This window comes from uncultured Pigmentiphaga sp. (assembly GCF_937950555.1).
Lineage (GTDB): Bacteria > Pseudomonadota > Gammaproteobacteria > Burkholderiales > Burkholderiaceae_B > Pigmentiphaga.
The window spans coordinates 1-14111 of the sequence record NZ_CALFCW010000050.1 but is presented as its reverse complement, the minus strand read 5'-3'; the positions used below and the strand labels follow the sequence as shown (position 1 = coordinate 14111).

General features: G+C 65.9%; 18 protein-coding genes. 14 read left to right on the top strand and 4 right to left on the bottom strand.

Annotated features, from left to right (window positions below; translation table 11 throughout):
- Together Q0319_RS13300 and Q0319_RS13295 are read right to left on the bottom strand one after the other, a co-directional pair.
- A partial coding sequence (locus tag Q0319_RS13300) for a hypothetical protein (RefSeq protein WP_299453262.1) occupies positions 1 to 477 on the bottom strand: 477 nt, incomplete at its 3' end.
- Between the two features lie 11 nt (positions 478 to 488).
- The gene (locus tag Q0319_RS13295; RefSeq protein WP_299453260.1) at positions 489 to 752 is read right to left on the bottom strand and encodes a DNA-binding protein; all 264 of its coding nucleotides are present in this window, start codon (positions 750 to 752) and stop codon (positions 489 to 491) included.
- A 226-nt stretch (positions 753 to 978) separates the two neighbouring features.
- Here Q0319_RS13295 and Q0319_RS13290 point away from each other — a divergent pair, with 226 nt between their 5' ends.
- The 8 genes from Q0319_RS13290 (at position 979) to Q0319_RS13255 (ending at position 7299) form a co-directional block, all read left to right on the top strand.
- Positions 979 to 1440: a helix-turn-helix domain-containing protein gene (locus tag Q0319_RS13290; RefSeq protein ID WP_004869856.1), complete on the top strand. Its 462-nt coding sequence runs from the start codon at positions 979 to 981 to the stop codon at positions 1438 to 1440.
- A 4-nt stretch (positions 1441 to 1444) separates the two neighbouring features.
- Positions 1445 to 2017, top strand: coding sequence for a PIN domain-containing protein (locus tag Q0319_RS13285; protein ID WP_019562254.1), 573 nt, complete (start codon positions 1445 to 1447; stop codon positions 2015 to 2017).
- Positions 2018 to 2042: 25 nt separating this feature from the next.
- A complete protein-coding gene (locus tag Q0319_RS13280; RefSeq protein WP_019562253.1) occupies positions 2043 to 4298 on the top strand; it encodes a hypothetical protein in 2256 nt (751 codons plus the stop codon).
- Between the two features lie 104 nt (positions 4299 to 4402).
- The gene (locus Q0319_RS13275; protein ID WP_004869848.1) at positions 4403 to 4594 is read left to right on the top strand and encodes a hypothetical protein; all 192 of its coding nucleotides are present in this window, start codon (positions 4403 to 4405) and stop codon (positions 4592 to 4594) included.
- Positions 4594 to 5037 (top strand): DUF2924 domain-containing protein, encoded by a 444-nt coding sequence (locus Q0319_RS13270; RefSeq protein WP_019562251.1) that lies wholly within the window; start codon positions 4594 to 4596, stop codon positions 5035 to 5037. The genes Q0319_RS13275 and Q0319_RS13270 overlap by 1 nt, the downstream gene beginning before the upstream one ends.
- Positions 5037 to 6416, top strand: coding sequence for a recombinase family protein (locus Q0319_RS13265; protein WP_299453239.1), 1380 nt, complete (start codon positions 5037 to 5039; stop codon positions 6414 to 6416). Before Q0319_RS13270 ends, Q0319_RS13265 begins: the two co-directional genes overlap by 1 nt.
- The gene (locus Q0319_RS13260; RefSeq protein ID WP_102042222.1) at positions 6413 to 6796 is read left to right on the top strand and encodes a site-specific recombinase resolvase; all 384 of its coding nucleotides are present in this window, start codon (positions 6413 to 6415) and stop codon (positions 6794 to 6796) included. The genes Q0319_RS13265 and Q0319_RS13260 overlap by 4 nt, the downstream gene beginning before the upstream one ends.
- Entirely contained in the window at positions 6793 to 7299 is a 507-nt protein-coding gene (locus Q0319_RS13255) for a hypothetical protein (RefSeq protein ID WP_299453235.1), read from the top strand. Before Q0319_RS13260 ends, Q0319_RS13255 begins: the two co-directional genes overlap by 4 nt.
- 81 nt (positions 7300 to 7380) lie before the next feature.
- Here the strand turns inward: Q0319_RS13255 and Q0319_RS13250 are convergent, their stop codons facing one another.
- Positions 7381 to 7926 carry a TetR/AcrR family transcriptional regulator gene (locus tag Q0319_RS13250; RefSeq protein WP_299453233.1) on the bottom strand — a complete coding sequence of 182 codons (546 nt, stop codon included), beginning with the start codon at positions 7924 to 7926 and terminating at the stop codon, positions 7381 to 7383.
- Between the two features lie 78 nt (positions 7927 to 8004).
- Between Q0319_RS13250 and Q0319_RS13245 the strand changes: the two genes are divergently transcribed.
- From Q0319_RS13245 to Q0319_RS13230, 4 genes are all read left to right on the top strand, one after another.
- Complete coding sequence (locus Q0319_RS13245) at positions 8005 to 8766, top strand: CPBP family intramembrane glutamic endopeptidase (protein ID WP_299453231.1); 762 nt, start codon at positions 8005 to 8007, stop codon at positions 8764 to 8766.
- 158 nt (positions 8767 to 8924) lie between these two features.
- Entirely contained in the window at positions 8925 to 9362 is a 438-nt protein-coding gene (locus Q0319_RS13240) for a hypothetical protein (protein WP_299453229.1), read from the top strand.
- On the top strand, positions 9359 to 9814 hold the full coding sequence (locus tag Q0319_RS13235; protein WP_299453227.1) for a GNAT family N-acetyltransferase: 456 nt from the start codon (positions 9359 to 9361) through the stop codon (positions 9812 to 9814). The genes Q0319_RS13240 and Q0319_RS13235 overlap by 4 nt, the downstream gene beginning before the upstream one ends.
- Positions 9815 to 10115: 301 nt before the next feature.
- Positions 10116 to 10940 (top strand): alpha/beta hydrolase, encoded by an 825-nt coding sequence (locus Q0319_RS13230; RefSeq protein ID WP_299453224.1) that lies wholly within the window; start codon positions 10116 to 10118, stop codon positions 10938 to 10940.
- 2 nt (positions 10941 to 10942) lie between these two features.
- Here the strand turns inward: Q0319_RS13230 and Q0319_RS13225 are convergent, their stop codons facing one another.
- Entirely contained in the window at positions 10943 to 12025 is a 1083-nt protein-coding gene (locus Q0319_RS13225) for an AraC family transcriptional regulator (protein WP_299453222.1), read from the bottom strand.
- A gap of 471 nt (positions 12026 to 12496) precedes the next feature.
- On the opposite strand from Q0319_RS13225, the gene Q0319_RS13220 reads away from it, so the two are divergent.
- On the top strand, positions 12497 to 13366 hold the full coding sequence (locus tag Q0319_RS13220) for an SAM-dependent methyltransferase (protein WP_299453221.1): 870 nt from the start codon (positions 12497 to 12499) through the stop codon (positions 13364 to 13366).
- A gap of 52 nt (positions 13367 to 13418) precedes the next feature.
- On the top strand, positions 13419 to 13943 hold the full coding sequence (locus Q0319_RS13215) for a GNAT family N-acetyltransferase (RefSeq protein WP_299453220.1): 525 nt from the start codon (positions 13419 to 13421) through the stop codon (positions 13941 to 13943).
- The last annotated feature ends 168 nt before the right edge of the window (positions 13944 to 14111 follow it).

The following is a 14111-nucleotide window of genomic DNA, read 5'->3' as shown; positions in this document are numbered from 1 at the left end:
CTCCTCCGAGACGAGGGCCAGCCGGAACGTGGGCTTGCCGGGCTTGACGGTGCGGGCGGCCTCGAACCCGGCGCGCAAGGCGGGCGGCCAGTTGTTGAAACGGGACTCGGAAACCGAGAACTCGACGTCCAGGTAGTCCTCGACCTTCTCGCCGGCGGCGGCGATACGCCGGGCGATGGCGGCCAGTTGCGCCTGGTCCCAGGACACGCGCTTCGGGACATCGACCGTCACGCGCAGCGGTCCGTCGTTCAGATGCACGACGCCGAAGTCCTTGCCGGCCTCGAGGCGTGCGGCGCGGGCCTGCTCGCCGTAGGCGGCCTCCAGCGCGGCGTCGAACTTCGCGCGGGCCTGCTTGAGCCAGGCGAGCGCTTCGTCCAGGTTGCGGCTGATCTCCGCCTTCTGGGCGGGCGGCAGCGCGGCCAGCTGGCCGACGGACATCGCGGCGATGTCGGCAGGGTAGAGGGTGAGGTCGCTCATGACCGCCCTCCTCACTGATGCGCTCGCGCGAAGGTCGAGTAGCGCGAGACGCGCCGCTCGAAGGCCTCGACGTCGCTGATCAGGTAGGTGACGCGTGCGCCCAGCTTGCAAAAGACCGGGCCCAGCTGCTCCTGCCGCCAGCGGCGCAGGGTGTGGACGGACAGTCGCCAGCGGGCGGCGAGTTCGAACTCGTTGAGCGCGACCGGCGTCGTGCCTTCGGGTGGTGCCGGATAGAAGTTCCGGGTGGATCGAACAGATGCAGGGTGTTTCTGCATGGCGGGGCTCCTTCTGTTTGGGAGCCCTCATTGAATTGCCCGGCGCTTTGGGCTTGGGCGAGTGCTTTTTAGGCGATCACGGGGCGCGGCCCGACCGGTGGCGAGCCAGGCATGCGTCTTAAGTCTTTGATTTGTATGGTTAGAACAATGTCTTTTCGGTTATTGCGATTTCGTTTGTTTCGTTTACAATGACCCCTATCGCATCCGATCCGACCAGGAGAGCCCCATGACGACCCCCACCATCCCCAATGCGCTGCCCTCGGCCGAGGACGTCGCGCTGGCTCGGGAATCCGGGCGCGTGCTCTCGACGGTGCTGCAAACGCGCGCCGAGACCCAGCAGATCGACTTCCACGACGACAAGGGCGCCGTGCGCTCAGTGACGCTGCCGACGACGGCGCTGCGGTTGCTGCTGGACGTGCTGACCGAGATCGGCCAGGGCAATGCCGTCACCGTCATCCCCATCCACGCCGAACTGACCACGCAGGAAGCGGCCGACCTGCTCAACGTCTCGCGGCCCTTCCTCGTGCAGTTGCTGGAAAAAGGCGAGATCCCGTTCCACAAGATCGGCACGCATCGTCGGGTGCGCTACCAGGACGTGATCGCCTACAAGCACCGGATCGATGCCGAGCGCCGCAAGGCCCTCGACGAACTGGCCGCGCAGGCCCAGGAACTCGGCATGGGGTACTGAGCGGATGAGCTCGCACTTCACCGTCGTCTACGACGCCTGCGTGCTCTATCCCGCGCCCCTGCGCGACCTGCTGATGCATCTGGCGCTGTCGGACCTGTACCGGGCGCGCTGGAGCGACATGATTCACGACGAGTGGATGCGCCACGTGCTGGCCAGCCGTCCCGATCTCTCGGTCGAACAGCTCGAGCGCACGCGGCGGCTGATGAACGCCCACGTCCGCGACTGCCTGGTCACCGGCTTCGAGTACCTGATTGCCTCGATCGAGTTGCCCGACCCCAGCGACCGCCATGTGGTGGCGGCCGCCATCCACGCCGGCGCCAGCCTCATCGTGACCTTCAACCTCAAGGACTTCCCGCCCGAGGCGCTCAAGCCCTACAACCTCGCGGCGCAGCATCCGGACGACTTCATCGTCGATCTGCTGGATCTGCACCCGGCCGGCGTGCTCGAAGCAGTCGCCCGCCACCGCCGCAGTCTGAAGAACCCGCCCAAGTCGGCGGACGACTACCTGGACACCCTGCTGGCGCAGGGGCTGACGCAATCGGTGGCGGTGATGCGCCCATGGGTCATGGCCATGTGAGGCACCGCGCTGTATCGGAGGGAGCATGGGCAAGAAGACCCTGACCAACGCACACTGTCTGCTGGAGCTGGTCGAGCGCGTGCCGGCCTCAGTCCTCAAGCTGTTCGCCGGCCTGCCCGAGTGCCTGGGACTGCAGCGCGGGTTTGATTGGACGCAGCCCGACGAGGGGCTGAGCGCTGCCCTCATCGAGCACATCAAGCACCTGCGCAAGGAGCAGCGCGATCCGGCCGAGCGCGAAGCTTTGCGGGTGCTGCGCCTGAGCACCGTGCGCGGGGCCGCCATCCTCGCCACCGTCGCCGAGCAGCTCTACGACGAGGACCTGCTCGCACGGTTTCGTGCGCAAGAAGGCGGCGAGGTCGGTCGCGCGGTGTGGATGCGCACGCACAGCGAGGCCTCGATCAAGCTCTTCGACACTGCCGAGTCCATCGTCAACACCCAGGACCTGAAGGGGCTCAAACGCCTGCACGACGCGTTCGACGTGCCTGGCGAGGCGCCGCCCTTCCTGTGGAACGATGAGGTCAAGGACCGGCTGGAAGCGCAACTCACCGAGGCGATGCGGCTGGCCGAGCCCTGCGAGGTCATCCACGTGGCCATGGAGGAGCCGAACCGGCAAGGCCAGACCCAGGCGACACACTACCTCGTGGTGCGTTTCGCCGGCGATCAGGTGGCCGCGGTGGAGATGCGCAACCGCCAGCGCAAGAGCTTCTTCTACTTCCCGGCGCGCGACGCCACCCTCATCTACGCGCCTCATCGTGGGCTCGTCGAAGTCTTTGCCCCGACGCTGGGCACCCGTGCGCCGCTGGCCAACGTGCTGTCCCGGCACGGCTTCAAGGCCCCCTTGTCGAACCGTCCGCTGGACCGCTCGCGCTACGACCTGTCGCGCTTTGCGCGGCCACTGAAGGACACCAAGCCGCGCATCGACGGGGGCCGCATCGAGCGGCTGTATCTGACCGAAGCCAAGGCTTTGCTTGGGCATGCCACGGACGCCGTCACGCTGCACATCGACAGCGGCGCAGAACTGCACGAGGTGATCGACGAGCGCTGGGGCAACCACCCCTTCGCGCAGCCTGGTGCCTTGCTCGGTGTGACCCTGGTGGCCGAACTGGTGTTCGAGGGGGAGACGGCGGCCACCCCGCTGGCCATCGTGCTGGCCGAGCCCGGTCGCTGCAGCCTGGCTGGCGAGAAAGACCAACGCCTGCGCCGCGCCGGGATGCAACTGCTCGAGGCCCTGGGGGTGCGCAAACCGCTGCACCCGGGCTGCGGGCGGGACGATCCGAGCCTGATCGCGCAGGTGGCCCGGCTTCTGGAGAGCGCCAGCAGCCCGATGGACGGCTTCGCACTGCATAAGCTCGGCATCGACATCGAGCGGCTGCAGGACGAAGGCATCCTCATCGAAGGCGAGCGCATCGCCGAGCTGTCGGTCCCCGTCGACGAAGGCGAGCCGATGAAGGTGGTGCTCGAACGCTGCGCCGATGCCGACACCGTGCGCTACCGCGATCCTCTGACGGGCAACGACGTGGTCATGCCGGCCCGTCTCGCCCGGCGCTGGAAGGTGCAGCTGGACTGGTTGCGCGAGGAATTGATCACGGCGCTGGGATCGGCCTTGAAAGGACCCCGCAGTCGGCACTTCGACGACGAGCCGGTGTTCCTTGGCGAGATCGACATCGACGGCCATGCCGTGGCGCTGTACTTCGCCTCCAGGATGTCCCACGAGCGCGCGTACGCGAAAGTCGACGCTGCGCTGAGGCTTCGTCCGCGCCCGGTGGCGGGCGTGGTGTTGACGACGACCTCGACGCCGCTGCCATTCGCCGGCACCAATGTCGTCATTCCCATCGAGGATGTGCTCGCCGATGCGGGCAACGGCAGCGCCATCGACCTGGACCGGCTGAAGGTGGCCTATCGCCACGGGCAACTGGCGGCCATGGGCGGGTCGACGGTGACGCTCAAGGTCGCCCCCGATGGTCACGCGGCGACGCTGTACCTTCCGGGCAAGGCGCCGTGGCGGGTCACGGGCAAAGCAAGGATCGCCGTCTTGCAGCGGCTGGTGGAGGCCTGGGCCGCAGGAACGCCCCACGTCAACACGAAGGCGCTGATGGCCGGCACGGGCTGCACGTCTCCGGCCAACCTCTTCACCGGCAAGCACTCGCCCTGGCGCGACTATCTCGAAAGGGTCCCAGGCACGCGGGCGTGGCAGCTGAAGCTGACCCCACTCGATCGAGTGATCGTCGATGACAGCGACACGCGCAGCGCTGCGATCGAAGCAGTCACCGAAGACGTCTGACCGCCGTTGAGGCGTCAGCGCGCCGCGCCGATTGATCGGCGTTGCGATCCGCTTCGGAAATCTGCGCACATCATCCGTGACGGTTTCGATTCCCTGGAGCCGTCATGACAAACCTCGAACTTGCATCTCCGGCAGAGATGAGCGCCAGCGCCCGTGCTGGCGAAATCACCACCATCCTTGCGGCCGCCATCGTCCGTACCCTCGGGTCTTCCGGGCTGGAACAGAGCGCGGTTCGCCTTGGCTTCTTGCCCGACCAGCGCGTTCATACAACCCCCTCTCAACAGGAGAAGTTGTGATGAACGAGAAACAAGCTTCCGTCGCGGCGCGGATCGCCGAGCTGAGTCACCTGCCGATGGCCGAACTCTGGGTGCTCTGGGATCGGTACTTCGAGCGGCGCCCGGAGTTTCCGAACCGCACCCATGTCGAATCCCGTATCGCCTACAAGCTGCAGGAAGAAGCCTTCGGCGGACTCGCACCCGAAACGCGCCAGCGCCTTGAGGCCATCGGCGCGAAGCACTCCAAGATCAAACTGCGCGCGCGCCCGCGCAAGTTCGACTTCGCACCGGGCACCGTGCTGCTACGCGAATGGGGCGAGCGCGAGCACCGGGTGACGGTTGACGCCGATGGTCACTTCGAATACGAAGGCCGCCGCTTCAAGAGCCTGACCGCCGTGGCGCGGCACATCACCGGCCAGCATTGGAGCGGCCCGCTGTTCTTCGGCCTGAAGGGAGGCGCCTGATGACGGAAATCGCCTCCACCAAGGCGCGCAAGCGCTGTGCGGTCTACTGCCGGGTGTCGTCAGACGAGCGGCTCGACCAGGAGTTCAACTCCATCGATGCGCAAAAGGAAGCCGGGCACGCCTTCATCGCCAGCCAGCGCGCCGAGGGATGGATTCCGGTGGCCGACGACTACGACGACCCCGGCTACTCCGGCGGCAACACCGAGCGCCCGGCCTTGAAGCGCCTGATGGCCGATATCCAGCGCGGGCTGATCGACATCGTGGTGGTCTACAAGATCGACCGCCTGACGAGGAGCCTGGCCGACTTCTCCAAGATGGTCGAGGTGTTCGAGCGCCACGGCGTGTCCTTCGTCTCGGTCACGCAGCAGTTCAACACCACGACCTCGATGGGGCGGCTCACGCTCAACATCCTGCTGTCCTTCGCCCAGTTCGAGCGCGAGGTCACGGGCGAGCGCATCCGCGACAAGATCGCCGCGGCCAAGAAGAAGGGGCTGTGGATGGGCGGCGTGCCCACCATCGGCTACGACGTGGTCAACCGCCAGTTGGTGGTCAACCCCGCCGAGGCGGCGGTGGTGCGCCGCATCTTCGAGGAGATGTTGACCATTGGCTCACCCACGCAGATCGCAGCGCGCCTGACCGCCGAGGGCATCACGACCAAGGCGTGGACGACGCAGGACGGGCGGGTGCGGACCGGCACGCGCATCGACAAGAAGTACATCCACAAGGTGCTGCGCAACCGCATATACCTCGGGGAGTTGTCGAACCGGGGCCAGTGGTACCCCGGCGTGCACGAGCCGATCATCGAGCGCGAGCTGTGGGACCAGGTCCACGTCGTGCTGGCCCGCGACAGCCACGCGCGGTCGGTGGAGACCAAGATCCGCTCGCGCAACGACGCGCTGCTGCGGGGGCTGCTGTACGCGCCGACGGGCGAACGCATGTACCCCACGTACTCGCGCAAGAACGGCCGCAAGTACCAGTACTACGTCTCCAAGTCCGAGAGCCGCTTCGGCGTGCCGGGCAAGAGCTACGAGCGCCTGCCCGCCCGCGAGATCGAGGCGGCGGTCGTGGCCCAGATCCGCACCGTGCTGACCAGCCCCGAATCCATCGCCGCCGTCGTGCGCCACATCCAACGCCAGGGCGTGCCGATCGACGAGACCACGGTCGTGATGGCGATGGGGCGCCTCAACGACGTGTGGGATCAGCTCTTCCCGGTTGAGCAGCACCGCATCGCCAACCTGATGATCGAGCGCATCGATCTCGTCCACACCGACGAGATGCAGGGCATCCGGGTGAAGTGGCGCGAACTGGGCTGGGACGCCTTGATCGGGGAGTTCGCGCCCAGGAGCATCGGCGCCGAGCTGCTGGAGGTCGAGGCATGAAGGACGGGACGCTCGAGACCTTCGTGCCGCTGACCCTGCGGCGGCGCGGCGTGCGCCGGCTGGTTCAGCACCAGGCCGAGGACCGGGACGCGCACGACAGCACGCTCATCGAAGGGATGGCACGGGCCTTCCACTGGCAACGGCTGCTAGACAGCGGCGCGATGCCCAGCGGCTCGGCCATCGCGCGTGCCGAAGGGCTGCATCACTCGGTGGTCAACGAGCTGCTGCGCCTGACGCTGCTCGCGCCCGACATCGTCGAGATGCTGATGGCCGGGCGCCAGCCGCGCCGGATGAGCCTGATCTGGTTCCAGCGCCACCCGCTGCCGGTGGACTGGGCGGCCCAGCGCGAGATCGTGCAGCGCTTCGAGGAGGCGGCGTGAGCACCAAGCACCGCGGACGCTTCGAGGGATCGCCGGTCACCCAGAGACTGCCCACACCTGCGGGCGCCGTGAAACTGGAAACCTTCGTGCCCTGGCGGCTGGTGCAGCGCGGCATCCGCCGCGCGGTGATCGCGCCACCCGGCGCGCAGAAGGCGGTCGAGGTAGTTTCGGCGGGGGGCGAGCCGCTGCGCACCGAAGCCAAGGACACGGCGTTGTTGCGTGCGCTTGGGCTGGCGCACCACTGGCAGCGGCTGCTCCATGAGGGGCGGGCGGCGTCGGTGGTGGAGATCGCGCAGGCCGAGCAAATCGACATCACCCAAGTGCGCCGCCTGCTGCGCTTGACCTTGCTGGCGCCGACGGTGATCGAGACCTTGCTGCGCGAACCGCAGCATCGCCTCGACCCGGTGCTGCGGCAGCCATGGGCGACGTTGTGGCAGGATCAATGCCGCCAGATCGAACGGCTTCATCATCGGGATGCGCCTGAGGCATCTTCTACGCGATGAGCCCCCTGATGCATCCGAACACGCCGTACTTCACGCCAAGGTCAACAGACCGCTTCGCTGCAAGAGAGGACCGGTGTCCGTTCATGACGCGCTTGCCAGCAGCGCGCGCAGCTCGGCTGCGATCGCGCGCCATCGCTGCTTGTTCATCTTCACCAAGCCGAAGTGGCGCAGCATGAACGCGCCTTCGGCTGCCAAGAATGCGATCCAGGCGCGGCGCTGCTCGGCGCTCGTGTGATCGAGTCCAGTCAGCCGTTCCCGATACCACTGGCGCACGCCCTCCAGATCTCGCGGCGACTGCAGCAGCGCAGCCAGCAAGCCGGCGGCCTTGGCGCTGGAGAGGTCGTCGGATCCGAAAGTAGCAGCCACGTGGGCACGCACCTTGCCGATGGTCGAGGCGTCGGTGCCCGTCATCTCGCGATAACAACGGTCATAGGCCTGCCCGAATCGCTCGAACAGCGCATCGATCAATGCCGCCTTTGTCCTGAAGCACGACTGGCCCCCCCCTTTGCTGATGCCTGCGGCCTGGGCCACGGCATCGATGGTCAGTGCCGAGGCCCCGTGTCGCCGGACCAACATGTCTGCGGCGTCGAGCACCGCCTCTCGGTCAATGGAGCGGGGGCGGCCCATGCCATTGCCTCCTGTCGATATCAATACGGTCGTATGATAACGGCGACACCCCACTCTGAAGCCTCACCGATCGATCCCATGCAAACTGCCGCTCATCCCTCCTGGGGGCGTCGCACCTGGCCCGTGGCCCTCGTGGGCTGGGTGGGCGTGCTCGCCTTGCTGGGCCAGCCGCTGCCCGCCGTGCCCGCGGATCTGGCCGCACAGTGGGCGGCGTTGCCGCATTGGGCCCAGCGGGCGGTCTTGATCGTCCAGCCCGGGCTGCTGGTGCTGGCCGCCAGCGCGGTGGGGGCGGCCGTGGCCCATCGTGTGGGCTTGCGCAGCGCGCTGGCCGGCACCGGCGCCTGCCCGCGTGGCCAGACATGGGCGGGGGTCGCGCTGCTCGGCGCGTGCGTGGGCGGTCTCGTGCACGGGCTGGATCGGCTTTGGGCGCCGCACTTGGGCACGGCCTGGCAGGCCCTGGCGCACGCCCAGTCGGCCCAGCCCAGTCCCCCGTGGTGGATCGGCCCGCTTTATGGGGGGCTGGCCGAGGAGGTGATCGCGCGCTGGGGTGTGATGAGTCTGCTGGCCTGGGGATTGGCCCGCGTGTGGGGTGAGCACCGTCAGCGGCTGGCTCTGGCGCTGGCGGTGGTCGTCTCAGCGCTGGCGTTCGGCGCGGCCCACCTGCCGATGCTGGCGGCACACATCGACTTGAGCCCCGCCATCGTGGTGCGCACGCTCGCGCTCAACGCCCTGGGTGGCGTGGTGTACGCAGTCGTGTTCATCCGTCACGGCCTGGAAGCGGCCATGGCCGCGCACGCCAGCACCCACCTGGGACTGCTGGCGGCCCGAGCCTGGGGATGAGGCCCGCCATGCCTGCGGCCTTCACCCTGCTGCCTGGTGCCTTGAAGGATGGGTGCGTCGCGGTTTTGCCGGCGCGTTCGTGACCATGGGCGCGCGCTTGGCTTTCACGCAACGCTGAAAGCGTCGCCGGATTCATGTTGATCATACAAAGATCGGCCATGGAACTTCACACCACCCCGGTCATCCCCGTGCTGCGCCGTCGCCTGACCTTGCGGCTGCCACAAGTGGCGCAGATGGCGGGGCCCTGCTGCGCCGAGCTCGAAGCCCTGGCGCGCGCCCAGGGCCGTACCGTGCAAGGGCCGCCCATCTTCGCGGCGCACGGATTGCCGCAAGACGGGCACACCCCCTTTGATCTCGACATCTGCCTGCCGGTGTCCGGCCCGGGCACCGAGGAGTTGCCGGCGCTGGTTTGCATGCGCACGGTTTACTGCGGGCCACTGGAGGGCTTGTTCACGCAGGGCTACCAAGCCCTGCTGGACGCCATCGCGGCAGCAGGGAGAACCCCCAGCGGACAGACCCGCGAGGTCTACCACGACTGGCACAGCCCCGAGTCGCCCGACAACCGCATCGAACTCCAGATCGGCCTCGCCCCATGACGACCGAGCCCACGCTTGAAGTGCGGCGCTTTGCCGCCGAGGACTTCCCCACCTACCGCGCTTGGTACGCCGATGCGCGCTTGAACCGGCATCTGGGCCCGATGGACGAGGAGTGGCTGGCCCATGTGCTGGCCGACACCGAGGGCGAGCAATGGACGGTGCGGTGCGGCGCGGCGCTGGTGGCCGTCATCGGCCTCACCCCTGACCCCGAGCACGGGGCCTGGGTCATCACCGACTGGGCCGTCGATCCTGCCCTGCGCGGCCAGGGCTGGGGGCGACGCGCCTGGGCGGCCTTGCTGGCGCAGCCGGCGCTGCGCGAACGGCGATCCTTTCGTGCCTACGTGGCCGAGGACAACCCCGAAGCCCTGGCCTTCTTCGAGGCGCTGGGCTGGCAACGCCTGACCGCGCCCAGCCGCGAGGATCCGTTTTGGGCTTTGGGATGCACCGTTTAGCACGTGGCGCTCAAGGCCCGCGCGCTACCCGCAAGGTCCGGGCTTTTGCGATAGAGCTTGTGGGCAGCAATCGCATCCTCCTCCTTGGGACGGCCTGATTCTGAGACGCCAGAAAACCGGCCCGCGACGCCCTAAACAACCCGTATTGGCTTGCAGAGTCAGTCATCTGGCGGCCGCGGTCATCGCCAGCAGAGGCGGCATCGGGAAAACTTCGAGAGTGAAGTTTTATGAAGAAGGTTGCCCCATGTCCGCTGTCAGTCCACTCTCGTTCGCCGCCCACGCCGCGACTAGAGCTTCTCGAATGGCGTCGTCTCTCCAGACCCATTACCTAAGTCTGCCCTACGGGCAGATTGCCTACGACGACACTGGCGGTCCGGGGCCGCTGGTGGTGGCCATCCCCGGCATGGGAGACCTGCGCAACGAGTATCGTGCTTTGCGCCCCCTGCTGTGGCTCGCCGGCTACCGCGTGGTGACGATGGACATCCGTGGCCATGGCGACTCGTCGGTGGTGTGGGACGACTATTCGGCCCGCGCCGTCGGGCTTGATGCGCTCGAGTTGATCCAGCGCCTTCAGGCCGGGCCGGCGGTGATCCTGGGCAACTCGTTTGCCGCCGGCTCGGCGCTGTGGGCCGCGCACGAGATGCCGGAACAGGTGCGCGGCGTGGTATTGCTGGGGCCGGTGGTTCGTGATGGCGAGCCGCCGTGGTGGGCGCGCGCGGCGGTGGCGGTCGGCTTCGCCGGCCCGTGGCGCACCGCCTTTTGGCTGGCGTTTTGGGACAGCCTCTTTCCCCTGCGCAAGCCCGACGATCACGTCCAGGCCCGCGCCGTGCTGGCGGCCAGTTTGCGCGAGCCGGGGCGCATGGCGGCGCTACGCGCGATGGTCGGGCTTTCCAAGGCCGATACCGAGGCGATCGTGGCGCGAAGCAGGGTGCCCGCGTTGGTGGTGATGGGAACGCGCGACCCCGACTTCCCCGATCCGGTGGCCGAGGCGCGCTGGCTGGGCGAGCAGTTGGGCGCCGCGCCCGTCCTGGTGGAAGGCGCGGGCCACTACCCGCATCTGGAAGTGCCGGAGCAGGTCGCGCCGGCGCTGCTGGCGTTTCTGGCCCGCACGGCCCCGCTGCGATGACCTCAGCGAGGATCCGTCGAGGCCGGGCCGTCGGTATTTGTCGCGGGCTGGGCGGCTCCCCGGCGCATCGCTTGCGGAGTGGTGCCCGTCCAGCGGCGAAAGGCACGGTGAAACGCGCTGGGCTCCGAAAACCCCAGCAGGTAGGCGACCTCGCCCAGCGCCAGCCGACCCTCGCCCACCCAGCGCAGGGCCAGCTCGTGCCGTACCGCGTCGAGCAGCGGGGCAAACCCCGTACCCTCGTCGCGCAGCCGCCGCTGCAGGCTGCGCTCGCTCAGGCCCAGCTGGCGGGCCACGGCGGGCAAGGTCGCGCGCTCGCCGTCCAGCCCCTGCAGCAAGGCACGCCGTACCCGGTCGGACCACGATGCGGCCGGGGAGCCGAGGCGCTCGAGCAGGCCGTCCGCATGGGCGGTCACGATGCGCGACAGCTCCGCATCGGCCGCGGGTACCGGGCGCCGCAGCACCGCCGCGTCCAGCACCAAGCACGACTGCACAGCCCCGAAGCGCGGGGTGACGCCGAACACCGCGCGGTGATCCGCGAGGCCGCCGGCGGCCTCATGCGCGAAATCGACCGCCACGGCCTGCACCGGAGAGGCACCGATCTGCGCAGCCACCACCACCAGCGAGGCGAGCGTGAACTCCACCGCATGCCGGCTGGGCCGTGCGCGGGAATCGGCCAAGCGGTGCACGATGCGCACCACTGCGCCCTGGGGCTGGATGTCGAACGTGGCCACGTCGTGCAGCAGCCGGTTGTAGCGCACCAGCCGCTGCAGGGCCGTGCGCAGATCCGGCGCCGTGCGCACCGCATAGTCCAGCACCTGGAACATGCCCGGGCGGATTGCCACTGCCACATGCAGCCCGAAGGCCATGTCGCCGCTGCGCCGCGCCGCTTCGTCCCACAGGCGGGTTTCCACCGCCAGTGGTATGCGCGCGTCCGGGTCGTCCAGCCAAGCGGTTTCGAACCCCGCCGCAGCCATCAGCCCATCGGCCGCCACCCCCCGCGCCATGGCCGCGTTCACGATCATGGCGCCGATGCGGGCAGATACGGTTGCGGACGAGTGTGGAGCCATCGCGGGGGAGAGAGTCATGGTTGAAAACAGCGGTATCGCAGCGTCCAATCGGACAAGCGTGGTGTCAGCGAATACCATCCCTGATCACACAGTATATGGAAGACTCTCGCCGCCGGGCGTGCTGGCCGGTACCGTGCGGCATTTGCCGCCCGTTGTCGCTCTGGCTATTTCATCCCTGTTCGAACGGCAGAGATAGAGCATGCGACCAGGGCGGCTGTTCTGTTCCACGTGATCATACGCCGCTATACGCATCACAAACCGGCAATTGGTTGATTGCGATTAGGCAAAAGCGAAAGTGCACTGTCTGCTCGCGGTGATTATTCGATCTGCTCCAATCGGCTCCGGGCCTGTGGGCACTTCGACGCAAAGTAACCAGGCAGCAAACGAATCACATTCTGAGAACGTGGTTTTTCGTTACTTTCCCCCCCTTATCCTGCTTTGCCCAGCAGAAAGCATCAACGAAATCCCGCAACGAGTAAAAACTAAGCCATGAATGCTCATATCAACCTCCCTCATTGCCCCAGCCCATCAGCTTATCGTGTTGCCATTTCCCGGGCGACTCACCAAGTCCTGGATGAACCTCGAGTTTTTGAAGATGGCTTTGCGCTAAAAATGCTTGGCCCTGATGCCGAGAATAATTTCGATCCTTTCCAACATAATGGAGTAGCGGATCGCTCAATGCGAGCGGGTATCGTGGCACGTGCGCGTTTGGCCGAGGATCGCCTACATAAAGCCATTCGGGCCGGAACGCGCCAGTATGTGCTGCTTGGAGCCGGCCTTGACACATGGGCTTTGCGCGCTGCGCAGTTCGGCTCAGCAGTGCGGGTATTTGAGATCGATCAAGTCGCGATGCAGTCATGGAAGGCTGCTGTATTCGAGGCCAACGGTTGGCAAAAACCAGACGAACTCGAATGGATCGGGCTAGATCTACGCAACAAGACTGTTCCCGATGCACTGGTCAACGGAGGTGCAGATTTGACAGCACCCATGGCCATCTCCATTCTGGGTGTGCTGGTCTATCTCAGCGAAGAAAAGGTAGAGCATTTGCTCATGTCATTGAACAGGCTCGCGCCTGGATCGACCCTAGTATTCGACTATCTCGTGAGGGAAGAGATGCTGCCGCCCATGGATAGGGTAATGATGCGTGCCACTGCGGAGGCGATGGCGGCGGGTGGTGAGCCTTGGCTTTCATCGTTCGATCCGAGGCGCTTGAAGACTCTGCTTATGGACGCAGGCTTCGAAGTCGAACAAGACCTGGGTCCGTATGAACTCAATCATATTTACTTCTGTCGGCGTCGCGACGGCTTGCAGATTGCTGGCGGTGGATTTCGACACCTCAGTGCAATCAAGCAGCGCTGAAAATGCTTTGTGCGGACATATTGCCAGCCTACCACAATAGGACTTTGTCTATATGACGCAAATCGTATTCCAAACAGCACGCCTGCATGGACGACGCCTTTGCCACGCTGACGTCGATGCAATGCTATGCATTTATGGCAATCTGGATGTGGTCCGCTATGTTGGAGAAGGTATGCCACTGGATCGATCAGGCTGCAAGCGATGGATCGAAGTTACTTTCCACAACTATGCCGAACGAGGGTATGGCATGTATGCCCTGATCGAGCGGGAATCCGGCCAGATTGTCGGTTTTTGCGGCCTCGTACATCCATCAGGTCGAGTCGATCCGGAAATAAAATATGCGCTGCATCCGAATCAGTGGGGGAAAGGGTTGGCGACGGAAGCAGCCAAAGGTTTAATTTCCTTCGCAGAAAGCATTGGCATAAGAAAGATCATTGCGACCGTTCACCCCAGCAACGATTCGTCGAAGCGAGTTCTGATCAAGGCAGGAATGACCCAATGTGGTGGATCGCTTCAAAAGTGCGACGGCTCCGAGGACTTGTTGTTCTATTGGTCACCCGCATTGCCAATGAAATGAACCTTGCTTTCCAAAAAGGAAGAAGATGCGCTTTGATTTGATGATTTTTGATCTTGATGGAACTATCGTAGACTCATTCGATTTATTCGTTATCCTCCGCCCCTCGATTTCCTTGGACACGCTCTTGCGGGATCCTAACCCCAAGAGGAGAGTCCGAGATGAAGCACA